Annotated in this window: 22 protein-coding genes; 7 read left to right on the top strand and 15 right to left on the bottom strand. The window is 38.9% G+C overall.

The window, feature by feature from the left end; all coding sequences use genetic code 11:
* Positions 1-6 precede the first annotated feature (6 nt).
* Positions 7-3,141, top strand: coding sequence for a beta-galactosidase, LacZ type (gene lacZ / locus E4661_RS01110; RefSeq protein WP_136464971.1), 3,135 nt, complete (start codon positions 7-9; stop codon positions 3,139-3,141).
* 4 nt (positions 3,142-3,145) lie between these two features.
* Here the strand turns inward: lacZ and E4661_RS01105 are convergent, their stop codons facing one another.
* The 9 genes from E4661_RS01105 to E4661_RS01070 form a co-directional block, all read right to left on the bottom strand.
* Complete coding sequence (locus E4661_RS01105; RefSeq protein ID WP_136464970.1) at positions 3,146-4,387, bottom strand: ComEC/Rec2 family competence protein; 1,242 nt, start codon at positions 4,385-4,387, stop codon at positions 3,146-3,148.
* 191 nt (positions 4,388-4,578) lie between these two features.
* Positions 4,579-6,000: a RagB/SusD family nutrient uptake outer membrane protein gene (locus E4661_RS01100; protein WP_136464969.1), complete on the bottom strand. Its 1,422-nt coding sequence runs from the start codon at positions 5,998-6,000 to the stop codon at positions 4,579-4,581.
* A 22-nt stretch (positions 6,001-6,022) separates the two neighbouring features.
* Positions 6,023-9,508, bottom strand: a complete 3,486-nt coding sequence (locus tag E4661_RS01095) for a TonB-dependent receptor (protein ID WP_136464968.1) — start codon at positions 9,506-9,508, stop codon at positions 6,023-6,025.
* A gap of 193 nt (positions 9,509-9,701) precedes the next feature.
* Complete coding sequence (locus tag E4661_RS01090; protein WP_136464967.1) at positions 9,702-10,820, bottom strand: FecR family protein; 1,119 nt, start codon at positions 10,818-10,820, stop codon at positions 9,702-9,704.
* 119 nt (positions 10,821-10,939) lie between these two features.
* Complete coding sequence (locus tag E4661_RS01085; RefSeq protein ID WP_136464966.1) at positions 10,940-11,527, bottom strand: RNA polymerase sigma-70 factor; 588 nt, start codon at positions 11,525-11,527, stop codon at positions 10,940-10,942.
* A 177-nt stretch (positions 11,528-11,704) separates the two neighbouring features.
* The gene (locus tag E4661_RS19545; protein WP_262709900.1) at positions 11,705-11,839 is read right to left on the bottom strand and encodes a hypothetical protein; all 135 of its coding nucleotides are present in this window, start codon (positions 11,837-11,839) and stop codon (positions 11,705-11,707) included.
* 153 nt (positions 11,840-11,992) lie between these two features.
* On the bottom strand, positions 11,993-12,349 hold the full coding sequence (locus tag E4661_RS01080) for a hypothetical protein (RefSeq protein ID WP_136464965.1): 357 nt from the start codon (positions 12,347-12,349) through the stop codon (positions 11,993-11,995).
* Between the two features lie 170 nt (positions 12,350-12,519).
* Entirely contained in the window at positions 12,520-12,732 is a 213-nt protein-coding gene (locus E4661_RS01075) for a DUF2188 domain-containing protein (protein WP_136464964.1), read from the bottom strand.
* An 89-nt stretch (positions 12,733-12,821) separates the two neighbouring features.
* A complete protein-coding gene (locus E4661_RS01070) occupies positions 12,822-13,061 on the bottom strand; it encodes a GIY-YIG nuclease family protein (RefSeq protein ID WP_136464963.1) in 240 nt (79 codons plus the stop codon).
* A 14-nt stretch (positions 13,062-13,075) separates the two neighbouring features.
* On the opposite strand from E4661_RS01070, the gene E4661_RS18980 reads away from it, so the two are divergent.
* The 6 genes from E4661_RS18980 (at position 13,076) to E4661_RS01045 (ending at position 20,598) form a co-directional block, all read left to right on the top strand.
* Entirely contained in the window at positions 13,076-13,216 is a 141-nt protein-coding gene (locus tag E4661_RS18980; RefSeq protein ID WP_168796302.1) for a hypothetical protein, read from the top strand.
* 316 nt (positions 13,217-13,532) lie between these two features.
* Positions 13,533-15,032: a hypothetical protein gene (locus tag E4661_RS01065; RefSeq protein ID WP_136464962.1), complete on the top strand. Its 1,500-nt coding sequence runs from the start codon at positions 13,533-13,535 to the stop codon at positions 15,030-15,032.
* 13 nt (positions 15,033-15,045) lie between these two features.
* Entirely contained in the window at positions 15,046-17,016 is a 1,971-nt protein-coding gene (locus E4661_RS01060) for a caspase family protein (protein WP_136464961.1), read from the top strand.
* Between the two features lie 137 nt (positions 17,017-17,153).
* A complete protein-coding gene (locus tag E4661_RS01055; RefSeq protein WP_136464960.1) occupies positions 17,154-18,581 on the top strand; it encodes a caspase family protein in 1,428 nt (475 codons plus the stop codon).
* Positions 18,582-18,607: 26 nt separating this feature from the next.
* Positions 18,608-19,033 carry a hypothetical protein gene (locus E4661_RS01050; RefSeq protein WP_136464959.1) on the top strand — a complete coding sequence of 142 codons (426 nt, stop codon included), beginning with the start codon at positions 18,608-18,610 and terminating at the stop codon, positions 19,031-19,033.
* Between the two features lie 182 nt (positions 19,034-19,215).
* Positions 19,216-20,598 carry a WD40 repeat domain-containing protein gene (locus E4661_RS01045; protein ID WP_136464958.1) on the top strand — a complete coding sequence of 461 codons (1,383 nt, stop codon included), beginning with the start codon at positions 19,216-19,218 and terminating at the stop codon, positions 20,596-20,598.
* Between the two features lie 414 nt (positions 20,599-21,012).
* Here E4661_RS01045 and E4661_RS01040 read toward each other — a convergent pair whose 3' ends face one another.
* From E4661_RS01040 to E4661_RS01015, 6 genes are read right to left on the bottom strand one after another with little or no spacing between them, the layout of a single operon-like run.
* Complete coding sequence (locus E4661_RS01040) at positions 21,013-21,273, bottom strand: hypothetical protein (protein WP_136464957.1); 261 nt, start codon at positions 21,271-21,273, stop codon at positions 21,013-21,015.
* 13 nt (positions 21,274-21,286) lie between these two features.
* A complete protein-coding gene (locus E4661_RS01035) occupies positions 21,287-22,204 on the bottom strand; it encodes a hypothetical protein (protein WP_136464956.1) in 918 nt (305 codons plus the stop codon).
* Entirely contained in the window at positions 22,192-22,692 is a 501-nt protein-coding gene (locus tag E4661_RS01030) for a hypothetical protein (RefSeq protein ID WP_136464955.1), read from the bottom strand. The genes E4661_RS01035 and E4661_RS01030 overlap by 13 nt, the downstream gene beginning before the upstream one ends.
* Positions 22,682-23,566, bottom strand: coding sequence for a hypothetical protein (locus E4661_RS01025; RefSeq protein ID WP_136464954.1), 885 nt, complete (start codon positions 23,564-23,566; stop codon positions 22,682-22,684). The genes E4661_RS01030 and E4661_RS01025 overlap by 11 nt, the downstream gene beginning before the upstream one ends.
* Positions 23,551-24,012, bottom strand: a complete 462-nt coding sequence (locus E4661_RS01020; RefSeq protein ID WP_136464953.1) for a hypothetical protein — start codon at positions 24,010-24,012, stop codon at positions 23,551-23,553. Before E4661_RS01020 ends, E4661_RS01025 begins: the two co-directional genes overlap by 16 nt.
* Entirely contained in the window at positions 24,009-24,500 is a 492-nt protein-coding gene (locus tag E4661_RS01015) for a hypothetical protein (RefSeq protein WP_136464952.1), read from the bottom strand. The genes E4661_RS01020 and E4661_RS01015 overlap by 4 nt, the downstream gene beginning before the upstream one ends.
* Positions 24,501-24,505 lie beyond the last annotated feature (5 nt).

Raw genomic sequence — 24,505 nt, 5'->3', positions numbered from 1 at the left:
AATCCAATGCGATATATTTTTTTAAGCCTATTGCTATGTGCCTTTTTTGGTTGCAAAGTAGAACAGTCGACCGGAATAGGAGAACAAACGTATCATTACAATCATGAAATTTTTGAAGAGAACAAACTTCCTCCGAGGGCTAGCTTTTTTGGTTTTGAATCTTTCGAAAAGGAAAATAAGGACAGCTCGAGGCGATTTATGAGCTTAAATGGAGATTGGAAATTTTACTTTGTGAAGGACCCTAAAAAAAGACCTACTGCTTTTCAAAATGAAACATATGACGATAGTGATTGGGATACAATACCAGTTCCTGCCAATTGGGAAGTAGAAGGATATGACCATCCCATTTATTTGGATGAACGTTATCCCTTTGATACAAAATGGCCCAATATTCCCCAAGATTATAATCCAGTTGGAACCTATCGTAAAGAAATTGAAATCTCCGAAGAATTTCTCAAGGAGGATGTGATCCTACATTTTGCGGGGGCAAAGTCAGCCATGTATGTCTACCTCAATGGAAAATATGTAGGATACTCCCAAGGAAGCAAAACACCTGCCGAGTTCGAGATTTCAGCATACCTAAAACCAGGAAAAAACCTCATTGCGCTACAAATGTTCCGTTGGAGCGATGCCAGCTATTTGGAAAGTCAGGATATGCTACGGATGAGTGGAATTGAACGAGATGTTTACCTCTATACCCGCCCTAAAGTTTTTGTTTCAGATTATTATACCTACACCAATTTAGACGACAATTATGTCGATGGTATTTTTAAGGCATCCATTTTTATTGATAATCAATCTGATGAAAAAGTGACAAGGAAGGTTACATTGGAACTTTTCAATGGAGATGAATCTATCCACAAGCAAACTTCCAGTGCTGAAATTCCAACTAAGAATACTGGAGAAATCAAATTTGAACACCTCTTTAATAATGTAAAGCCATGGTCCGCTGAAGTCCCTAATCTATATCAACTTCAAATCTCCTTGGAAGACTCCATTCAACCAGAAAATAATATCTACATCAAACGTCGTGTTGGATTTAAAAGGGTGGAAATAAAAAATGCCCAAGTATTGATCAATGGGAAACCTATTTGTGTCAAAGGAGTGGACCGTCATGAAACTGACCCTTACACGGGTCATGTAGTGTCAAGGGAATCTATGGAAAGAGATATTCAGTTGATGAAACAGAACAACATCAATGCAGTTCGAAGTTCACACTACCCAAATGACCCATATTGGTTGGATTTATGCGACACCTATGGACTTTATGTGGTAGATGAGGCGAATATTGAAAGTCATCCCTTAGCCATTGATGAGAAAACACAGATTGGCAATGAAATGAGTTGGCTTCCCGCTCACATGATGCGCACGCAACGAATGTATTATCGGGATAGAAACCATCCTTCAATTTATTCCTGGTCTTTGGGAAATGAGGCAGGTGAGGGTGAAATTTTTAGAACCACCTATAAATGGCTGAAGGAGCAAGATGATAACCGTATTGTGCAGTATGAACCTGCTGGAAAGGAAGACTACACGGATTTGTATTGCCCAATGTATCCGAAACCAGAATACTTAATTGAGCATGGTGAATCCAATTCAGATAAACCTTCCATTATGATCGAATATGCCCATGCAATGGGTAATTCCGTCGGTAATTTGCAAGATTATTGGGATATCATTGAAAAATATCCCAACCTCCAAGGCGGATTCATCTGGGATTGGGTAGATCAGAGTTTGGAATACAAAGATGAAAACGGGAAACCTTATTTAGCTTACGGACATGATTATCATGCTGATTTGCCTACCGATGGTAATTTTTTGAACAATGGTTTGGTAGATCCTTATAGAAACCCACATCCACATCTTTCTGAGGTGAAGAAGGTATACGAACCAGTCCATTTTACTTATTTGGGCAATGGTGTGATTGAGATAGAGAACAAATTCTTTTTCAAAGACCTTTCAAATTATGTCCTAATCTGGAAATTGTTAGAGGATGGAAAAGAAACAATGTCCAATGCCGTAGTTTCACCAATGGTTAAACCACAAGGGAAAATGAAATTTCAGTTGGCAAAGTTTCCAAAGTCGTTGAACACCTCCGTTGAAAATATCTTGGAAATCAGTTTGGTGCAGAAATTGAATGAAAACCTAATACCCAAAGGACACGAGGTAGCTTGGGACCAGTTTGTGCTCAATAAAGCACAGCGAGTGGATGACAGCAGGCTTGTGCAAAACAATTTAGAAGCTGTTTTAGGAGAGGCCATCGAAATTAAAAATGATGTTGTTTCTCTAAAAATTGATTCGAAATCTGGAGAAATCTCCACTTGGGAGTTCAAAGGGAAAACCATTACCAACCATCCTATTAGACCCAATTTTTGGCGTCCTCCCACTGATAACGATTTAGGGAACGGTATGCCCAAATGGGCAAAAGTTTGGCAAGATGCCACTTATGGCTATAAACCAAACTTCATAGAGAAACCCCAAAAAACGGCTGTTGGTTATAGTTACAAAGTTGGGTATACACTACCCAATATGGAAACAACTGTAACAGCTCAATTTATAGTTCATGCAAATGGTGCCCTAAAAGTCAATTATACCTTTGAACCAAAGGATAAGGATTTACCGAAGATTCCGCGATTGGGAATGTTCCTTACCCTTCCAAAGAAGTTTGATAAGGTATCGTGGTATGGAAATGGTCCTGAAGAAAGCTATTGGGATAGAAAAACAGGGGTTAAAACAGGAATCTATTCTGGCAAAGTGAAAAATCAATTTCATAGGTATTCACGTCCTCAAGAAACAGGTAATAAAACCGACGTACGCTGGATGAAAGTTGCTTCAAAAGATTTGTCTGTAGAGGTTACAGGAGATAGGCTGATAAATTCAAGTGTTTGGCCCTTTGCCATGACGGAGTTGGATTTTAATCCAGATGAAGATGGTGCGGCTTCGGCTTCTGGATTGGTACCCGTTACCAAAAAGCACGGAGCCGACATCAAACTGGATGAAACGGTGCAATGGAATATCGATTTATTACAAATGGGAGTAGGGGGAGATACCTCCTGGGGCCGAATGGTGAATGATGAGTATACCATTAAACCTACCGATTATTCCTATTCTTTTATTTTAAAACCTGGCAGAGCCAATTAGGGTTCTAATTGCACAGGTAGGGACCGTATTCATCTTTTATGTTCATTGTGGCTTCATCCAAAATGTAGACTTTGAAAGTTTTGCCATTTGGATTGACGCGCACTACAATATGTCCTTGAAGGCTTTGGTAATTGTTTTTGAACCAGGGGCCATAAGTGACCAAAGTTTCGGGATGCATATTGGTTGAGAAAATATCCCGGTCATGAGCTTCATCATCCTGATAAATCAAGCGTTGGTAAACTTCTTGCCCAGGATGATCAGAACACCATAATTGCTGAATCACTACATTGGGGTTCAGGGTTTGAACGAAGAACTCATTGGTGGCATCACGATTTCCATGATGGTTCAGCGTTGTCACTTCTACCTGCCCCACAACCTTTGCCATAGGTGTTTCCACATCGAACCACTCGGGAAGACCATAACCCTGTAGACCTGTATTGTCTCCTCCAGTGAAATAGTCAAAATCACCATATGATATTTTTAAGGCCAGGCTCAAAGGATTTTCATTGTATCCACCGCTATAGAGCGTTGTCATATCCTTTGCTGAAAAAAGCTCCTTGGTATGCTCTTCAACTCCGGTCCACAGAGAGGCATTGGATTTAACGTTCCGGATAGAAAAGTTGGCATACTTGTCTGGCTTGTTCAATAATTTCAATTGGGATTTGCTGCCAACCTTCAGGGCTTCAACAGGTACCTTGGTTGATTCCAAGAAAGATAGGTAGTCTTGGAAAATGATGTCGTTCTTTAAAAAAGTGGTCAGGTCGAGAGGAAAATCAAGATTTGGAGAGTTCCGGTCAATGATTTTCCCAAAGGGAATTTCTTTTCCCAATCCAACCAAACTTCCATAGTGATCGGAATGGAAATGAGAAATCAATGCGTAATCAACTGCATCTTGATGCTCTTTAGGAGTAACCGTTTTAATATAGTTGGATATCCATTCCCAAGTCGGTTTGGTATCATCGGGAACAGGAGAGGTAGCCTTTAAAGGAGCATATTTTTCTTCAAACTTCTCCTTGTCCATACTTCCCGCATCAAAAAGCATGGTGGTACCATCAGGCAATACAAAAAAGGTGCAATTCCCACTGCCTGTGTTGATGTGATGGATGTCTAAATAGCCTTCTTTCCATTCTGATAAAAGGATGGCTTGCTCAGCAAGATTGTTCTTTTTTTCAGTTTTACTTTTTTCATGTTCGGTACAGCTAAAAATCCAATAAAAGGAAAATAATAGAACCAGTTTTTTATACATAATGATTTATTACATTTTAGAGTTAAGAAAAGAAAGGGGAACAGAATACTCCCCCTTCTAGCTTAACTAACTCAAACTAACTAAACCTAATTTTTCTACGATTTCTTAGAATCATAATACCTCTTCCGGTTGATGTCAAAAAAATCCATTGATCGAGTCTCGCTCGGGTAATATGTTTTTACAATGATGATTTAGTAACCAGGGTTTTGAGGAAAAATACTCTGGTCATTAATTGCATCTATAGCTTCCAAAGGAATAGGATAAATCAATTGGAAATCACTTACTGTAAATATGGTAGTGCTAGCATTTAACGTTTCAACCGCTCTTCCAGTTCTTACCAAATCAAACCATCTTTGATTTTCTGATACAAATTCATGTCTTCTTTCCGTTAAAACCGCACCTCTAAAACTTGATTGATCTGGAAGGTCTACTGAAGTCAACGAAGCCAATCCCGCTCTATTACGGATTTGATTCATTAGTGTAAAAGCTTCACCATCTGCAGTATATCCCTGTTCATTTAACGCCTCGGCAAGCATGAGCAGTACGTCTGCGTAACGAATTACTATAAAGTTCAAATCCGAGTCATCATTTTGAGTCGGGATGTCTATTAGTTTACTGGCATATTTGGTAACCCCATCAGACAGCACACCTATTGAAACATCCCTTCTCAAATCTCCAGGTTCGAAAGAGTCAAAAAGATCATTGGACGGAATGTTCTCCCCTCTTTGGTTACCTATACCATTGAGCAGTTCGGCACCTGATCCAACTGGTGCTACTCTATTAGGGTATAAACTTCCCTCACCATTACCATTTTTATATTGGATCTCAAAAATCGATTCTATACCATTTTCGTTGGTAATACCGAAATTATCTGCAAAATTGGCCTGTAAACTATAGCCAGAAACTTGTTGTAATACAGAAACGGCATCAGACCAGTTGCCCAAAGTCAAATGAACCTTACCCAATAAGGTTTGTGCAGCACCCCTATTTGCCCTTCCTATATCATTGGTTACGGGTAGATTGGCGACGGCATCATTTAAATCGGCGACAATCTGATTATAAACTTCGGAAACCGGTGATCTTCCAATGGAAAAAGCATCAAATGGATCTACCGTTTCAGTAACCACCAAGGGAACATCCCCCCAAAGCCTTACCAAGTTAAAGTAGGTCAAAGCCCTTACAAATTTGACTTCGCCAATGCGTGTGTTCTTTAAACCGACATCCATTTCGACATCATCTATCCTGTTGAGTACAACATTGCACCTCTGAATACCATTATAGCATCCATTCCATGTACCCTCAACCCGGAAATTATCGGAAGACATTTGAAACAAATCAATGTCACCCTGTGCGCCACTGTCATTTGTTGGGCTCTCTACAAAGGCATCATCTGCCCTTATTTCCATCAGGAACATAAAATTAAACCCATATTGGCTATTATCTTGCAAAGCATCATAAATAGATACGACTCCTTGCTCTATATCTGCTTCTGTAGCAAAAAAACCATTGGAACTTGCTTCAGAAATTGGGCTGATTTCCAATTGCTTGTCACAGCTAAATTGAACGAGAATCAATGTAACAATTATGGATAATTTACTTATTGTCTTTCTCATTTTTTACGATTGAAAATGTTAGTTAAAAAGTTAAATTAAATCCTAGGACAAAGGATTTTTCCAACGGATAATTGCTCCAATTCGCTAAAACCGGATTTAGTGAATTAAGCAGCCGGTTATCCGATCTCCTCTGTTCGGGATTAAACCCTCGGTAATCCGTAAACGTAAATGGATTCTTAGAACTTAGATATACTCTAAGTGAAGTGATTTTCAATGTCTCTGTAATTGAAGAAGGAAAAGTATATCCCAGTGTAATATTTCGTATCCTGATAAACGATGCATCTTCCTTTAAAAGATCTGTTTCTCTATAAAACCCATTATCCCTGGGCAACGAATTGGGTCTTGCATAGATTGCATTTTCTCCTCGTTCGGGGGTATAATAGTTATTAAAATAATCCACAAATTGATTGCTCCATCCCTCAGGGTTAAACAACAACACACTGTTGGTACGGTTGTGTATGGTCACTCCCTGAACACTTTGTAAAACCACCCCTAGGTCAAAGTTCTTGTAACTGATGTTCTGGTTGATTCCTAGCGTATAATCTGGAAATACTGATCCTTGTTCTACCCTGTCATCTCCGTTTATTTGTCCATCGCCGTTGGCATCCACATAAATATATTCCCCGACCTGTGCAGTGGATAAACTCGGTCTACTATCTATTTCGCTTTGTGATTGAAAAATCCCATCGGTTACATATCCATAGTTTGCTCCCAGTTCGCCTCCAATACGCGTGATTGAGCGCCCTCCTGAGATGATTTCCTCCTGCCCAGGACCCAATTCAAGTACTTCATTCTTATTAGTGGCCAGATTGAATGATGTCCTAAATTTAATAGCTCCAATTTCATAATTTGCCCTGATAGCGGCTTCAAAACCCCTATTTTCCACTTTACCGATATTTTGCAAAGAGTTCTCGAATCCACTATGGGCGGGAACAGGGACTTGCAGTAACAAGTCATCGGTGGTGGCTACGTAATAATCAAAACTTGCAGATAATCTATTATTGAAAAAACCTAGATCCAATCCAAAATCAATAGTACTCGTCTGTTCCCAAGTCAAGTTAGCATTAGGTGAGGTCGATAGTGAAAGACCACTTGCAATATTATCATTGATAATTGCGTTCGAAGGGCCCAAAAGGGCCTGTGATCCAAAATCCCCAATCTGGTTGTTTCCAGTTAAACCCCAGCTAGCCCTAATCTTCAATTCATTAAAGGAATCAGATTTTGGAAAAAAAGATTCTTCACTTATCCTGTATCCTGCTGATATAGAAGGAAAAGTACCATATCTGTTGTTAGCACCAAACCTAGATGACCCATCCCTTCTAATTGCTGCGGTAAGCAAATATTTGCCTGCATAATCATAGCGCAATCTCGCCAAATAGGACACCAGAGTTGATTTATTGCTAAAAGCCCTTCCTCCATCAATTATTCCCGCATTCAAAGTTTCAACCAAATCATTGGGAAATCCTGTGGCCCTGGTCTCATTAAATTGTTCGGTTTGCTCTTGGTAGGTAAATCCAGCAAGTAGATTTAGGTTATGGTTCTCTCCAAAAGTTCTGGTATAGTCAAGTGTGTTCTCAACTAACCAATTAAGACGATCTAGGGATGAGTTTAATCCGAATGCTTCTACCGGTGCAGGATTATTTCTTCTACCTACACTGGAAGGCCTGAACAGATCTCTTCTTCTACTGGAAAGGTCTACGCCCCAATATGTTTTTGCCTTCAACCCGTCCAATACTTCATATTCAAGAAAAGTTCCTCCCTGAAAAATCAATGTTCTTCTAAAGTCTTTGTTTAGAGTAGCGAGAGCAACAGGGTTTTCGGTTCTAGCCTGGTCTCCTTCGGTTGCCTGCGAAACTTGGTTGCTAATTGCCAAAGTACCATCTTCGTTATATGCCGGAAAGAATGGCAATGCTGTATAAAGTGAATTAATAGGGCCATTGCTGAATCCTGTTTCAATCACGTTATTTTGTTGTAAAGAAGGAGCAAAATTGATTCCAAACTTTAAATCGTTCGAAAGTTGTGCTTCAAAATTAGCTCGAAAGCTAAAGCGCTCAAAATCTGTTCCCCTAACTACACCTTGCTGGTCAAAATAATCTCCTGAAATAAAATACTTCGATTTAGGTCCTCCTCCTCTTACCGATAGCTGGTAATTTTGAATTAAAGCATTTCTAAAGAGTTCGTCCTGCCAATCTGTGTCTGTTAATCCTTGAACACCATCTAAATATGGCTGCATAAAACTTGGGATAATAGCTTTCCTAGGGTTAAATCCAAGAGTAGCAGCGTTGGTTTCTCTAGTTGCATTGTCATCATTTGCGGAAAATGAACCATCATCAAATTGCAAATAGTAATTGTTCCTTGCATCCCTGCTAAATTCAGCATGCTGGTATGCATTCAGTAAATCCAATCTTTCAGCGACCTGCTGAAATCCTGCAAATGAATTAAAACTAAATTGTGGTTTACCTTCTTGCCCACTTTTGGTGGTAATGATGATTACTCCGTTCGCCCCACGTGATCCATATATAGCTGCGGAGGCAGCATCTTTCAATACTTCAACAGAAGCAATATCATTAGGATTTATCGTGTTCAAAGATGTTGTTTCGGACAAGGCAAGCCCATCAACAACGATTAAGGGTTGGGTGCCTGCTGTTATTGTACTTGTACCTCGAATGGTGATTCCATTTGCCGTACCTGGCTCCCCGGTGTTTTGGGTTATTTCTACACCGGGCAATTGTCCCGCGATGGCCTGCTCAACACTGGTAACAGGGATATCCTCAAAATCATCAGATTTTATTGAAGCAACAGAACCGGTCAATTTAGCCTTGGTCACTGACCCGTAACCCACTATGACAACTTCGTCCAATTGGGCGGAATCCTCCAATAGCGTGATTTGGATACTAGATTGCCCATTTACTTGAACTTCTTTTGCTGCAAAACCGATATAGGAAATTACCAAAGTTGTATTTTCATTTGCAACAGCAATTGAAAAATTTCCATCAAAATCAGTTTGCGTTCCATTGGAAGTTCCTTTTTCAACAATGTTGGCTCCGGGGAGTGGTTGTCCGCTTTCATCAGTAATGGTGCCGCTAACAGAAAATTGCATATCATCGGTCAAATTGGATTCTTCCGGTACTACGGCTTCCGATTCTTCCCTTTTTACCAAGTAGATTCGGCGGTCGTTAAGATTGAAAGTGGTATTGGTATTTTTGAAAACGGTCTTGAGCACATTGGCAATACGCTCTCTATTTACATTTACGGAGACCGTTCGCTCAAGATTTACATCCTTTATTTTATAAACGAACTCAAATTCGGTCTTGCTTTCAATCTCGTCGATCAACCGTTCGACGGATACATTTTTTAGGTTTAGTGTTACCTTGGTTCGTTGTCCGTACGCATCTTTAGCCTGCATGGTAAAGAGAGCGGCAATAATGAACAGCGTACTAAGTTTCATTTTCAGATCATATTTAAATACTGGAAATAGGCTTCTTTTAAGTGTAAGAAGTTTTTTCATACTTTTATAGTGTTAAATGTGGTTAATCTTTTACGTTTGATCACTTCGACCAATCGGAAGATGTTCGCCGCATTTTCCGATTTTTTTATAGCCAATTTTGACCTTTGAAAGAAGTAATCATGTTGTTTGGTTACGTCTTTGTTCAATTTATGTCATAGGCAAATCTTGTTTTAAGCATTTAGTTGTTCGGCTTTTATTGAATAATAATTTTGTCGTCCAAAATTTGGTACTGAATCCCATAGTTATCCTTTAGTTCTTGAAGGACATTGGTAATGGGTTCGTTTCCAAAGTTGGCATTGAATTTCTCTGACATAAGATCAGAGTTATTGTTGAATATGGTCACGGCATAATGCCTTTCGAGTTTCTTCATGATGTTTTTGAGGGTCATATTTCTAAAAATCAATTTACCATTGATCCATGAAGTATACAGACTCGTGGTAACCTCAGCAGTGGCTATATGGTTATTGGCCTTGTCAAGACTTCCCATAAAACCAGGTTTTAGGTAAACATTTTTGTCTGAGCCATATTTTTCTCCTTCGGTATATAAACTTACAGAACCTTCAACAAGCACCACTTCGGTGGTTTCATCTTCAGGGTATGCAGAAACATTAAATTGGGTTCCCAATACCCTTATATTCAATCCGTTGGCATTTACAATGAAAGGGTGTTCGGAATCCTTCGCCACATCAAGATATGCTTCGCCAACTACCGACACTTGACGGTTTTGTCCTTGAATAAATTGAACCGGGTATGTAATGGAAGAACCAGCATTGAGATGGGCAATTGTGCCATCTGATAATTGGAGTTGGAAGGTTTTTCCATGAGGAACCTTTAGAGTATTATATGCCAGTTCTCTTTTGGAGGTGTTATTGGCATATTTTAAGCTTTTGCCCTCCTGTTTCCCTACAATTTCTCCTTCTTGGTCGATTACTTGAATAAATCCATCTTCATCTATAACCTTAACATCACCATTTTCAAGCTGCAATGTGATGGCATTATCAGGAATTGCAAGATTTGGCTGGGTTGAGGTTTGAAGGTAAAAATATCCTGTAGCGAGTAATCCTAAAAAGATGGCTGCTATTGCAGATACCTTCCAAATAATGGACTTTCTGTTTTTTATTGGCGTTTGGGCGTGAATTGCTGCCCACATTGATTCCCTTAAATCGTTTTTGTGGACTTCGTCTTTAAAATGGGATTCATGGTTGAGCGCATTAAGTTCCTCCTTGAATTTTTCTAGAACTTCCAGTTCTTGATTGGAGATAGATCCGTTGAGATACTTGTCCAATAGTTTTTTGAATTCTTGCTCTTGCATATTCGGTGCCTATATAAATATGAACCGCAAAGCAGGCCGAACTCACATTGAATTTGGATGTTTAACATTTCTTTAACATTTCTGAGGAGATAAAAATCGTGTTTAACTGTGCTATGCAACTATAGTATTGTACAGAAGATGAACAAAGAGGTCAAGGAAGATTGGGCTAACCTAATATTTTGACGGATGGATTTTAAGGCTAACGACATTTGATTTTCAACAGATCTTTTGGAAATGCCCAGTCGTTGCGCAATTTCCTCGTTGCTGGCGGCTTCCAGCCTGCTCAGTCTAAAGATCTGCTGGCATCGAGGAGGTAATTCGGTCAGTGATTTTTCTATGATAAATTGCGTCTGATCCAAATTATGTTTGTTTTCAGCATCGGATTCTGAAACTAATTCCAGGGAGTCTATAACCTGAAGATGTTGAGTTTTGAGATTGTCCCGCAGATATTTAAAACAACCGTTGTTCACAGATTTGAATATGTAGGCCTCAAAATTTTTTATAACCAGATTATCTTTTTTTAGCCAAAGATTCAACCAAATCTCTTGCACAATGTCCTTTGCAATATCTTCATCAAGAACCAAGGATTTGGCATTAATGAACATAGATTCCCAAAATTGCTCGAACAACTTTTTAAAAGCCTTTTTGTTGCCCTTTTGGAATTCTGTCAAGAGTAGTTTATTGGTTATAGCCTCAGAGCTTGCCATTTTAATCAATGATTGATTAACTCATGATTTAATACGTTAAATGTATAAAAAATGTCTCTAGAATAGAAAAATGACAAATATCCTAACTTATAAATAAGGATTATTTAATACAAATAATAAGGCAAGAAGACCATCACCATATGCTCAGAAATGCGCTATGGATATACTTGATGCCGGCTATAAAAGCATACCTCTGTTCAGAACGCCCATTATAAAGAAAATGGAGATGGAAAGGATTAAGCAGCAAATTGCAGCGGTTAAATTGTCAGGAATGGAAAATTCTTTTTTGAGATTGTTCACTAAAGTTTTCATGGGGAATTATTTTGAAACAAAGTTTCGAAAAACACGGATGAGGTCGTAGATCAATCGACAAAGACAAAAAAGCGTGGTCGAATGGTATGCGGCAGGATTTTAGTCGAGAAATGAAGCATTTCGACCAGTTTTTTTATCGAAAAATGGTGAAGTTTATCTTTTAGAAGTGTACTGAGGATGGTGATTCGGACATTTGGAATCCAAAACCCCCTCCCAAACCCCATCCAAAAACTCGGCCTCTTCGTGTGGAATTAGTTGTACGGCCATTTCCAGAACGGTTAAGACGTTCACATCTGGTTCCACGATATCCTTATGATTGCCAGAATTTTCATTGTCGAGGGCCAAAATGCAGACATGGAGCAACGACTCCAGCTTAAAAAGCAGGTCACGATAACCTTTAAACTTTAGGTGGGTGGCACTAAAACCCCTTTTCTGGGGTGTTAACGAACCAAAATAGGCTTGTAAAGGGAGGTCTAGGTTTTCTAGGTCTATTGTTTTGTCTTTTTCCATGAAAAGTGATTTGGGTTTTCCTTTTCCAAAGGAAAGACATAAGGTTGAAAAAGATGTCATACAAAAAGTTGACATTGAGTATTTTAAATAAATATCTTGTGTAGGAAAGCAATTTCCGAGTCCAACTTTAGGTGTGTTTCAGTCGAGATTCAACGTGGTATGCCCTATGATTAATCTTCATAACTAATTCGCTCTCGAATACCTCCACTTGCTCTATGAATTATAACGTCTGCCTTATATTTTTTGGCCAGACTTTTAGCTTTGCGAATCGCCGTACTCTGCTTGCGATGTTTGCTGGTGATCCGTTTGTTGCCCTCCTTGCTGTTAATAAAAGTCTCAATGAGCTCGATAAGAATACGTAACCAAGATTTTCCTGTGGACATGGGAATAATTGATAATCTCGAAGATAATGGTATTCGATGACTTTCTAATCCCATCCTTCGCTTTCACTACGCTCAAGCTTCGGAGCGAGTTAAATCAAACGCTTGTTTCTGAACGCAATGCCAGAGCCAGATTTCAGGTATTTTTCAAAAGCATACGCTTTTTGCCTATCACTGAACACAATGTAAGTGACCAACTCAAACGGTAATCGGTAACTGGTAGAAAAAGATTTGCCTTCCCGGTGTTCTTTCAATCTTCGTTGCAGATTATTGGTAAAACCTGTGTAGAATTTCCCGTCGCTGCATTTAAGAATATAAACCGTCCAATTCATGCCTAAAAAGTTTAATGGAACTACCGTGGACCGGGTCCACCGAAGCCCGAGGGTTCAGAATAAAAAGGAGGTTGAAAAGCCCTCCTTCGCTTTTCGCTTCGCTCAAAGCTACGGAGGGCGTAGGTGGAGCCGGAGGGATTCGAATCTACCTTTGAAAAGCCCAGTAAATAAGGACTTTTTGGCTATTTAAAATTTCACGCTCACCGAATAGGTGACTTTCGATAGATAATCTCAAATTTTAAGATAATAATTGTTAAACAACTGTATAAAAACCATATAATTTCTAAGGTTTTTGCACAACTTAGTTCAGCTATTTTTTTGTTAAATTTAGCAACAAGGAATTCTTCGAAAATCAGATAGGTATTAATTGATTCTGATGTGTTGCAATTCTACTTCCCCATAAATCGCAATTGAATTTTTTCTGCTTTTGAATAGCTAAGGAAATAGAAATCAACTTCTTAAACAAAATTTATGAAATTTAGAATCACTTTGGTGTTTGCATTTTTAGCACTATTGATTTCAGTCCAAAATTTATTTGCACAAGAACGCTATCGTATTGTATATGATTATCAAACTGATAAACTTGGGGTCTTTCATCTCGATAAGAAGAATCAAATCGATGATACCCTAAAAAACGCTGTTTTGAAGCGTAATAGCCTGGTAGAGCTAAAATTGAAGAATATAAATCCTTTTGCAATCGAAGTACGACCAGAAATAGTTGAGGAAAATTTTAATCCAACTGATTTAGGTTTTAACCCCAGTTCATTGCTAGCTGGTATTTCCGCGTTTAATGATAATGGACTTGGCCTAAATGTTAAAAACCTTCCCACTGATAATATTTTTACACGCTCAGGAACCGGAGATGGTATTGATGAAATTACCGCTGGCGACCAGGAGACTAGTCGAGGTTCCAGAGGAGATGAATTTGAGGAAGATTATGGACATCTAAAATCCCTATATACGGGTGTTGAGGAAATAAAATCAAAGTTAATAGGGAATCTTATAAATCCTAATCTGTCAAAAAAACAGATAATGGCCAATGCCATAAAACCTTCGGTAATCTTTGAAGATAATAGGCTTGCTGGAACTCAAGGTGATTTTTATACCTATTTGGCCAAATTGGAAGAGATTCTATCAGAAGATAGTGAAGGAATCGTTGGCCTTTTGTATGAAATAAGTCATGAGGAAGAAGAACTGATGGAAGATGAAACTCTGTCAAGAGGACAAAGAGTCAGTATTCGGTTACGGCAATCCCAAATAGAAGAAGCGATTCATGGAATCAAAAGTGTCGGTGATTCCAAGTTGGCTGATTTAAGACAAATCAAATCATTGTTTGCTGCCTTAGAAGCTTCTTCATTTGAAAAGACTACTGATTATGTTATCGAGGCTGATCGAGCGAATATCAATCTTGATTTCAAGCAAAGTACTTTCTCCAACGATCTTGACGAATCTGGAAGTAATCAAGAAACCTTAAAGAACAGACGTATAAAGATTTTTGCCAAGGGTGGTATTAAGGTTAATACCAGCATTGCTATTACCCTGAATAACTACAGAGGCCGGTCAAAGGATTTTTTTCTCATTGATAACGAAATTGATGGGGAGGACGATGTTATTGGATCAGATGATAATGATTTTTACACCCCAAATCTGAGTACCATGATTAACTTCTACCCGGTGTTGGGCGAGAGTTTCAATTTTGGAGGAACCTTTGGGGTTTCAATCCCAATTTCTACGGCGGATGAGACTCCCAATGGGATAAATTTTTTGCTAGGCCCTAGTTTTTTCTTTGGTAGTGAGAGTCGTGTTTCGTTTTCAGGTGGTTTAGCCTACGGTCCCGTACGGCGTTTAAAAAATGGTTTAAACACAGCCGATACTACTGCCTTAGGTGAATCAGACTTAACAAAAACCGTTTATGATGTGGGCTTCTTTTTTGGGGTTTCCTTTAGCCTCTTTGAACTGAATAAAAATTAACGTTGATCATAACATGAAAAAACATCTAATAGTTTGTTTAGTCGCTTTAATATCTTTTAGCATTTCTGCCAATGATAAACACGCCTTAATTATTTCTATTGGGGACTATCCGAAGAAATCCGGCTGGGGTGATATCAGTTCGGCAAATGATGTGAACCTGATAAAAGAGGCTTTGCTTGATAAGGGTTTCAAAGAGGACAATATAGTTGTCTTAAAGGATGAAGATGCCAAATATCAAGGTATTAAGAATGCTATTGCTGCATTTACAGCAACTTTGAGGACAGGAGATATAGCAGTTATCCACGTTTCAGCACATGGTCAGCCCATTTATGATGATAATGGGGACGAAATAGATGGCTATGATGAGGCGATAATACCCTATGATGCCATGGCTAGCTACAATCCATATGGATATAAAGGAGAAAAGCACTTACGTGATGACGAGCTTGGGGATTTAATGGCGAAAATTCGTAATCGACTAGGTTCGGATGGACAATTATTGCTACTCATGGATAGCTGTCATTCTGGTACTGCGAGTCGAGGAAAAATCGGGGCAATTACCAGAGGTACTGTAATTCCTTTTCAACCTAGGGATTATGAACCGAAAAATATGGAAGACCAAAACATATCAATTATTGATAGAGGAGATGTCGATGAAAATGCCTCTCCTTTTATTGCCATATCCGCTTCTGCCGCGAATCAATTGAATTATGAACACTCTAAATTGAAAGTGGGTTCTTTGTCCTTTGCATTTTCTCAGGTAATGGCAAACTTACCCAAAAATTTTACCTACCGCCAATTGTTTGCGCAAATTAATGTAAAAATGAACCTCATTGTACCAAATCAGACCCCTGTGATTGAAGGAAACATTGATTTAGAATTATTTAATAACAATTACGTGGCTCAAAGACCATACTTTTCGGTTCTTGAAATCATAGACGATAACCAGTTAAAAATAAAAGGTGGTAAAATACATAACCTCAGACCTAATGCACGTCTTTTCGTTTGTTCAGCCGGGACTAATAATCCAAAGGAAGAGAATATAATATCAAAGGCTACGGTTCTTTCTTCTAATTTCAATGAAGCAATTATTGAATTAGAAAATGAAATTACTATTCAAAATGAAAGAGAATTATGGGTTTTCGTAGATCAGCTTAGTTTCGATGAGATAAACATGAAAGTCTATTTTGACAATACCATCCTAGACAAAGCTATAAAAGATTCCGTCTTTGAGTTTTTAGCCAAAAATAACCTGGGTGTAATAACCAAAGACACTTTAGAAGCAGAAGTTGCTATTGTTAATAATAGAGGTACATATGAATTAATAAAACCGGGAGAACTAACAGCCTTTCACAAAAACCGGAGAGCATGGGCTTTGGATGATTTAAAGGAGAAACTCTTCAATTATGTTCAAGGCAAGTATATAAAGAACCTTCAATTTGAAAATGAAAAATATAAATTTGAATTTGAATTGTTGCCAGTAAGATATGATACCGTAAAAGAAAAGGTAATTGAAATTAGTGATAAGTCTAGGTTCACCGATGCGGATGGAAATTTTAAGGTAAGGCCTAAAAAGGATTATGTGGTTGTAAAAGTTACTAATAGAGGTACAGAACCCTTATATTTTAGCATTATAGAAATTAATAGTAAAGGAGAAATATTTGATTTTATTCCTAATCCTACCCATAAGTATACTGACGAGGAACGTTATTTAGAACCTGGGCGGAGTTTTACCTTTAAGGAGAAAGCATTTAGGTTTGGCCCACCCTTTGAAAAATTAACACTAAAGGGCTTTGCTTCTAATAAAAAGTTGGATTTAAGTCCAATCATAACGCGTGGACCTATGGCAAGACCTAAAAGTCCGTTAGAAAAATTTGTAGGTCAAACTTATACTAAATCTAGAGGACGTGATCCAGTCGCACCTAATGAAAATATTAGCGGGTATAGTTATGAGTTCGTTTATGAGATTGTTCGGGAAAGATAAAAAATTTCAAAGTGAACTTCGAGAAGCTTATTAGCTAACAGCGATAATAATTCTCAATTTAAAGTAATTGAGTATACGGGTAAGAGGGAAGTGAGTTTGTTTATATAAATAGTGTCAATACATAGAAATCTAGAGATGTGAAAAGACTTGTTTTGATATTGACTTTAGTGCCCATGTTACACCTACAGGCTCAAGATACTCGTGGCAGTATACCAATAAAGGTGGCAATCGGCGACTCGATTACGGAGTTATATCGAAATAGTTATGCACTGCTTATTGGTAATAGCGAATACGATGGTATTTATTGGAAACGGTTGCCTGGTGTTAAAAAAGATATTGATACAGTATCAAAAATTTTACAGAGGAAACATGGTTTTCAGGTACGTATCGCTGAAAATCTTAACAAAGACCAAGTGTATAATACAATAAACACCTTTGTTAAGGAATATGGAAAAGTACCGGAGAATCGACTGCTTGTTTATTATGCAGGACATGGACATACTATCGAAAACCCATTTGACACAGGCAATACGGGTTATATAGTTCCTATTGGAGCTCCAGGAGGAGACAGTAGTGATTTTGAGACCAATGCTATAGAAATGGATCAGATTGATATAATTTCAAAGCGCATAGCATCGAAACACGTCCTTTTTATTTTTGATGCTTGCTTTGCAGGGACAATTTTTGAAAGTAATTTTCGCAATGGTTTCATTCCCAAAATTATAAACCAAAAAGTCAAATCACCGGTTAGACAATTTATTACTTCAGGTAAAGCCGGGGAAAAAGTTCCAGATTCAAGTATTTTCAGGCGGCAATTTGTGAAGGCACTTACAACAAATGAAGCTGATGGAGGAAATAAAGACGGTTACCTATCGGGTACTGAATTAGGTGAATTTTTGCAAAATACAGTGACTAATGATAGACATAGTACAACAACACCGCAATATGGCAAAAGCAGAATCAGACAATTTAGAGACGGCGATTTTGTTTTCATATTACCGGAACCTTATGGACCAAAAAGCACTAAGAATAATTCAGTCCAAAATACCGAAGAAATCATTGAAGGAAGGAAAGCTCAATATAAGATCATTGCCGAGATTTTGAACATTTATTTTACTAGGGTGGATAACGTTCACAAAGCATATTCCAATATTGGATTATTCGCTTTGGAAGATCAAGCTTTTTTTGACGAAATACTTGTAGTAGTAAAAGAGTACAACGAAATATTTGAATTAATTAGCTTAAATAATAAGGGTTATCAATTAGAATTTGAGGAATATTGGGGAAAAGCCAGTGGTGAAGATTTACAGAAAATCTTTCAAGCCATTTTAAATAAAATTCACAAGAAACACATTTTTGAAAACATTAATGGTTTTATGGTAAGAATTAATGGTTTTAGAACTGAGGCTAATCGAAAAAGGTGGTCCAAAAAGAAAGCAGAAATTAAGAAAAAAGAACTTGCTGCCGATTTAAATAAAACAGTAGATAGCTTAAAGCGTGCAATCAATGAAGTTGACCAGGACAAGGAAAAATTTCTCACCAAATTATATTCAAAAATAAATTGACATAATAAACACAAATACTATTTTATATGAAATCAAAAAGTAAAAAAAGGAGGGCAAGTTTTTTTGCAGTTTTAATGTTGACTTTTTTTTTAATGGGTTGCCCTACAACCACTACATTAATTCTTATACCTCTATTCAGTAATAATTGGAGCGATGCGAATGATGAAGAACATTTTATTTTCTTGCAAAACGAAAGTTTTGATGAAAGTAGTGGAACGCTTAGAGGAGAAGAAAGACACGAATCTGATTCTAATAGAAACGAGAATGAAATCGTTGGAACATTTGACCAAGAGCAAATTGAATTTACCATTCAAAGAAATGATGGGAATAATCCAATTGTCTATACAGGTACTATGTTTCCTTTGAGCGATGACGATCCAACTATTGTGAGAATGGAGTTGACCTCTTCAGAAGGTTCGCTTATACTTGTGCCTCCTCTGGATGGAGAATAAGCTTTGGTTATTATATATAAGATTTGTTCTTATTGAATAGGTTTTTTGGTACCCTTAACCATTCCAATCAATAAGCATAAGGTTAAAATTCATGTTTAAAAGATTTTCAACAAGGAATTTGTCTTTGCAACATAATTTTTTACTCCAAATACCGTGATAAAAGTGGAAATACTAGACCATATATGAGATTATCGGTTTTTGTTTTTTCGTTTTTTCTCTCATGTTTCGTATACACGCAAGAAAAGATTTTACAGTTTGGGCATTCTGGTAGAATAAGTACTTATGCAATTAGTCAAGATAATTTATCTCTTGCAACAGGTGGCTTTGATGACGGGAAAGTCATTCTCTGGGATATTAATCTAAGAGCTATAAAGCAGGTATTTCAAACTTACGGCAATGCAATTGATGATATAGTCTTTAGCGAAGACAATAAAAAAATGGCATGTATTGATGGCGGCGGCAATATTTTTATTTGGAATATCATATCTCAAAAATTAGAATTTCAGTTCGAACCAGGCAAATACGGCCCAACAAAAATGAAAAGTTTGACGTCCAAAAACTTAACCCCAAGTAAGTCCATAATCAATGGTGGAAAATTGATTTTCATTGAAGATAGTCTTTATGTAGGTTCAAATTTCACTTATAATGGAGTACAATCATCCTTATTTAAAATTTCTTTGGATGACGGAAAAGTGATGGCTATGGGCAATATACCCGAGATTCAAAACACCTTTATAAATATTAAGAGATTAGAGAAGGTAGATGATAAAGCTTTAATAATTTATTCTAATCCGAATTTTTTTGAGCATTATGTTTTCATTTACAGTACATTAACGGAAGATATTGAACGTTATATATTTAAAAGTCAAAAAGATAAAATTGAAGATATCAGTATCAATTCTAAACAAGGGTTGCTAGCAATTTCTATTGAAAAAAACAACTATGATGATAACGAAACACTTGTATTTGATTTGCAAACTGGAAAAAAAGTCGATAAAATAAATGAATATGGAAAACTAACTTGGGAAGGAAATAATCTTTGGATTGGTCATATCGATACATTCAAAAATTATAATTTTTCAGCAAGGAGATTTGAAAACCAATTTGAATTTCAAGGTTTTGTCAGGGATTTTAATTACTTATCTAAACATCAAAAGATACTTGTTCAAAACAACGAAGGTTTAACCTTAATTGAGCCGCTAAAATTTAACCTTATAACTCATACAAATAGATGGGAAGGTAAAAAGAAAAATGGTATTCAATGTCAATATATTACGCACATGGAGTTTTTAGATGATCAGAACATATTGGTGCAAAGTGGAGAAACCTTCCACTGTAATACTTCCAGTCAGAATTTAGGAAAGTATATTTGGGATTCAAAATACAACACTTTTAAAGAGGTTTTTGCTGGCCAGAAACAATCCATAATCAGAGGTTATAACAAAAAAAGGAAACTTGTTTTTGGAAACTATTTAGACAGCACAAAGATTCAAAAAAACTTCATAGGTAAGGAAGAATTTGTATACTCCACTTATAATCGGGGCGACCAAAAGTACAGGTTTTAAGCCTAATGTAGGCAAACTTTGAGTTTGGTTTTCCATTAGTATAATATGTGACTTTTCAACTATAGTTCTCGCTGAACTCCCGGGCATACCTCCATTCGGACTGTCCATATTTATTGTACGCCTGCACACGTATGTTGTACCAGTTCCACCCCTCGGGCTTATTTACCGCAGCGTGCGTGCTGGAAAGCCCCTCTGCCAAGGAAATCCAATCCCTATTGTTGTTCCTGTGGCTCCAATAATCATAGACCGCCTGTTCGACCCTATAGAAGGTGGGGGTAGGTGTTCCGTCATCCTCAAGGGCACCTGAGCTCGCCCTGACCCATACCCAGTTCCCATCGACCCTTGTGATTCCCCCGACCCTTGAGGGGGGAGCCGCATTCTGCAACCCGCTCTTGCCAACGTTGCCCCTCCTTTTCAAAAAAGTTCGGAAAGTTTGGCCATCAGGTCGTTACGGTTGCCCTCAAAGGGTTCTTCTCCTATGGCCTTCACCCTGTCCGCATAAAGCACTATGGCCTCACATTCATCCTGATTTGTAGGTGTCTTGCTGATCAGCACCCCCTTTCCGTTTCTTGGGTGCAGTTGGAGAAACACATCGCTCACGATTACATGTTGTATCAGGTCGTTGCCGTCCATTATCAGGATATTGCCGTTTGTCTTCTTTGAAATCTTCATCATCTTGGTTTTTTTGTTAAAGTCCCTTGAACATTATAAGGGCAAGTGCATAATAGGGAGGCCTGTTCTCGTGAGCTTGTCCACCTCCCTTGTCAAGTGTGTTGACGGCATGGGTGTGGTTTGCCGCAATATCGATGTTGAGCGTATGGATATGGCTCCCGGCCGCATTTGTTTTTACGTACTGGTTGACATTCTTGTGCCCGCCCCATTCGTCCGACGAATTGTCGACATCCTTTGCGCTCTCGCGTGTGTTATTGGGGACGTTATGGGTATGGCTCCCTGCCGAATGGGTTCTCCCGGTGTGCCTGTGCGACCCTGCGCCTTCGGTCGACCCTTTATGGCTGTGCTTGGGCATTTGCGCTTCTGTGAGGGTCACCTCTTTCTTCCCCCCCAACTGTCCAACGGCATATTCGCCCCCCGCGCCCACTAAGAAGCGGTCCCTTAGGTTTGGGGTGCCGTTGCTTCCGTCGCACAATGCCCAGCCTTTTGGGATGTCCGATATCGCCCCGCTCCACATGGTAATCATCCCGACGGGCATCGATAGCCCTGTAAGGGGCGTAAACCGTTTTAACAGATCAAAGCCAAAGGATTCCAATCCTCCCGTACCACATTTGGCATAACGTTGTACGTAGGCCCTCTTATTGTCCAAATTTCCGTCATTGTCGGTATCCTCGTTATAGGCCACCTCCTGTACATTCTCAAAAATACCCACGGTACCATTGAACGCACCTCCGACAAAGGGCAGGTACTCGCCATTATGGACAATGGACCCTTTGGTCACATTGCCCCCGGCAACCTGCACACCTTCCAGGATAAAAGTGTCCCCGCCCAGGGCCGTCAATGCTTTTATCTCCTTCCCGTAGGCATCCTGTAAAAAATCAAATGTGGTTGTCGTTACGGGAAAACCACCGCTGTAAAGTTCTACTCTATCCATTTTATATTATATGTTTTTGATGCAAGCTTATATTCGTTTACCAATGCTCTCATATCACTTAAAAACCCTTCCAGTGCAATAGGGTCGGAAGGCTTCAGACCAATGGGCACATTAACGATAAAATCGATTTGCCCGCCCGTTAGGTCCCCATCGCTATAAATGTATTGTGTGCCCACATATACGGGCAACTCTTCTTTTGGGGCATAGACATAAAGGGCCTGTATAAAAATGCCGTTCTCGATATAAATGCGTTTTGATTCATTGTCAAAGGCATCATTCAACACCTTTTGCAAATAACATACCTGTGAGTTATGGTTCAATTTGTAATCAACCTTTTTACGATACTTTAAAAAGTCGTTGTACAGTCCTTTTATCGGCGCAATCAATACTTGTAACCATGCAATTAGTTTTACCTTTCTTAAAAAAGTGGGAACAAGCCATATTATCAGCTTTCTATAATCCACTATGTAGATATTATCAAAGTTCACGGGGTATATAGTTAATTATCGTGTTGTCCAGATCCAAACGCATATATCCGGCCCTTGCTATATATGTCTCGTCGATTGTACTATAATCAAAAGCTCCAAATTTGGAGTGTGCCTTTCGTATTTTAGGGATTTTGACCCCTTCAACTTGTTGTAAATGATCCGTAAGCTTTGTCAAGATCAACTCTCCGTTAAATTCAAGGGTGTACAAAAAACCATTGATCGCCCTTATGACCGGTGTATTATCGGTCCCGTCCTTACGGCTCCCGTCCTGCCATAATATTTGGGGATCGTAATGAATGTCCATAACAAGCTTGAGGTCATCGTGGGGCAATGAAATATATTGTATGTAGGTACCGGCATCGGCAACGGCAAACATATAGGCTTCAAAGGCCTGTATTTCAGAAGGCCCCAACGGCACCAACTCATTACCGGTCTCCTTTGCAAGTTTCAACTCTAAATAACCGTGTCCGTTGATTATCTTGCGTGTTACGGCGACATGCTTGATAATTTTGCTTTCCAGTATTTCCGCGACCCCTAGAGCGGAATTATCGTAATGATCTGTTTGGGGCACCAAAGCATGTCCGTACTGGAATGCCAGGGCCTTCTTTTTGTACCAGGGGAAATTGTGCACCTCGTTCTCGGCCACCTTTTTGTCGGTTTCCAAAACGTGAATATCAAAGAGCTTTTCCAGGGTCCATATGGCAAAGGCCATGATAAACACCCAAAGCCTCCATATGGCCACTTTGGAAGTGCTGGTAAGATCGGCCAAAGAGCTTTGCTCGTTGGTCGTCAGAACCTCCAGGGCGGCCAACTTGCTGGTTGCCGACTTTTGGTCCAAAATCATTTGTTGTATCGCTTCTACCGATCTTGCCATTGTGCAACCACTTTTAATGTTTCGTAATAGGAAACCTTTTGTTTTGCCTTATCTATTCCGCTTTGCATGGCCTTTTTGCAATGGTCCCTGTCTAGTTTGCCAAGCATCCACACTAAACCCTTCCCAAAATCTGAAAGTGTGTTTAAATGATCGTTCCAGCCCAATGCTTCGCTTATGGTCTCGTCCTTGTCCCCAAATCTGTAATGATCTTGCATTTCTTTGGCAATGCACAGCCAGTTGAAGAAGCCCCCAAATACGGCATTGCCCAACTGGTCGAAGCTGGCAGCTATCTCAATAAGGTAATGCGATACGCCGATATCAAAGGTCTTACGTTTGATACTTGCAATGATTTTCCATAAAAAGGCAAAAGGGGTCACTGCAACGAACAACACTAATGCCAATACTATTGATAAAACAGCTCCGATTGTTTTCAATACTGTTGTCATGACTTGTCCTTTAATAGATCTTCGTTTGTTCTTGATCGCCATTTACTTGCTGCAATTCCCCACGGGGCATCCTCCCGGCGCTTGGCCAGGAATATTGCCTGTAGTTCGGCGATGTCCTTTTGGGTCCGTGTCAGTCCTTCGGGAATCTGGGCGGCCACGACATCGGCGAAACCGTCTATTTGGTCGTAGGTAAATGTCTGTAGGGCCCAGTCCTGTTTTTGCTCCAACCAAATCAATTGTTCTTTGATCTCTGTTTCCATATTCCCGTTTTCATCAAACTTTGGGTTACCGTCCTCGTCCAGAACTGGTAGCTCCACATCTTTATAGCCCACAAGGTCGGTACGCACTTTATAAGTTCTTGTCCGGCTTACATTATCGTCTTTTACAGACTCAATGACCGCATGTAAATAGGCGTTAACATTGTCAAAAGTGTTTTCTACCGTTCCGGTGGTGATAACAGCTATATCGGTTGTCTTAAGATCTTTCATTTTAT

Source organism: Flagellimonas onchidii, assembly GCF_004804315.1.
Classification (GTDB): Bacteria; Bacteroidota; Bacteroidia; order Flavobacteriales; family Flavobacteriaceae; genus Flagellimonas; species Flagellimonas onchidii.
Note: the sequence above shows the minus strand (reverse complement) of the source record. Positions and strands in the feature narration are given on the sequence as shown.

Excerpts from the sequence above, each read along its gene's own strand:
- lacZ (WP_136464971.1), top strand. The coding sequence starts at position 7 with ATGCGATATATTTTTTTAAGCCTATTGCTATGTGCCTTTTTTGGTTGC.
- E4661_RS01105 (WP_136464970.1), bottom strand. The coding sequence starts at position 4,387 with ATGTATAAAAAACTGGTTCTATTATTTTCCTTTTATTGGATTTTTAGC.
- E4661_RS01100 (WP_136464969.1), bottom strand. The coding sequence starts at position 6,000 with ATGAGAAAGACAATAAGTAAATTATCCATAATTGTTACATTGATTCTC.
- E4661_RS01095 (WP_136464968.1), bottom strand. The coding sequence starts at position 9,508 with ATGAAAAAACTTCTTACACTTAAAAGAAGCCTATTTCCAGTATTTAAA.
- E4661_RS01090 (WP_136464967.1), bottom strand. The coding sequence starts at position 10,820 with ATGCAAGAGCAAGAATTCAAAAAACTATTGGACAAGTATCTCAACGGA.
- E4661_RS01085 (WP_136464966.1), bottom strand. The coding sequence starts at position 11,527 with ATGGCAAGCTCTGAGGCTATAACCAATAAACTACTCTTGACAGAATTC.
- E4661_RS19545 (WP_262709900.1), bottom strand. The coding sequence starts at position 11,839 with ATGAAAACTTTAGTGAACAATCTCAAAAAAGAATTTTCCATTCCTGAC.
- E4661_RS01080 (WP_136464965.1), bottom strand. The coding sequence starts at position 12,349 with ATGGAAAAAGACAAAACAATAGACCTAGAAAACCTAGACCTCCCTTTA.
- E4661_RS01075 (WP_136464964.1), bottom strand. The coding sequence starts at position 12,732 with ATGTCCACAGGAAAATCTTGGTTACGTATTCTTATCGAGCTCATTGAG.
- E4661_RS01070 (WP_136464963.1), bottom strand. The coding sequence starts at position 13,061 with ATGAATTGGACGGTTTATATTCTTAAATGCAGCGACGGGAAATTCTAC.
- E4661_RS18980 (WP_168796302.1), top strand. The coding sequence starts at position 13,076 with ATGGAACTACCGTGGACCGGGTCCACCGAAGCCCGAGGGTTCAGAATA.
- E4661_RS01065 (WP_136464962.1), top strand. The coding sequence starts at position 13,533 with ATGAAATTTAGAATCACTTTGGTGTTTGCATTTTTAGCACTATTGATT.
- E4661_RS01060 (WP_136464961.1), top strand. The coding sequence starts at position 15,046 with ATGAAAAAACATCTAATAGTTTGTTTAGTCGCTTTAATATCTTTTAGC.
- E4661_RS01050 (WP_136464959.1), top strand. The coding sequence starts at position 18,608 with ATGAAATCAAAAAGTAAAAAAAGGAGGGCAAGTTTTTTTGCAGTTTTA.
- E4661_RS01045 (WP_136464958.1), top strand. The coding sequence starts at position 19,216 with ATGAGATTATCGGTTTTTGTTTTTTCGTTTTTTCTCTCATGTTTCGTA.
- E4661_RS01040 (WP_136464957.1), bottom strand. The coding sequence starts at position 21,273 with ATGATGAAGATTTCAAAGAAGACAAACGGCAATATCCTGATAATGGAC.
- E4661_RS01035 (WP_136464956.1), bottom strand. The coding sequence starts at position 22,204 with ATGGATAGAGTAGAACTTTACAGCGGTGGTTTTCCCGTAACGACAACC.
- E4661_RS01025 (WP_136464954.1), bottom strand. The coding sequence starts at position 23,566 with ATGGCAAGATCGGTAGAAGCGATACAACAAATGATTTTGGACCAAAAG.
- E4661_RS01020 (WP_136464953.1), bottom strand. The coding sequence starts at position 24,012 with ATGACAACAGTATTGAAAACAATCGGAGCTGTTTTATCAATAGTATTG.
- E4661_RS01015 (WP_136464952.1), bottom strand. The coding sequence starts at position 24,500 with ATGAAAGATCTTAAGACAACCGATATAGCTGTTATCACCACCGGAACG.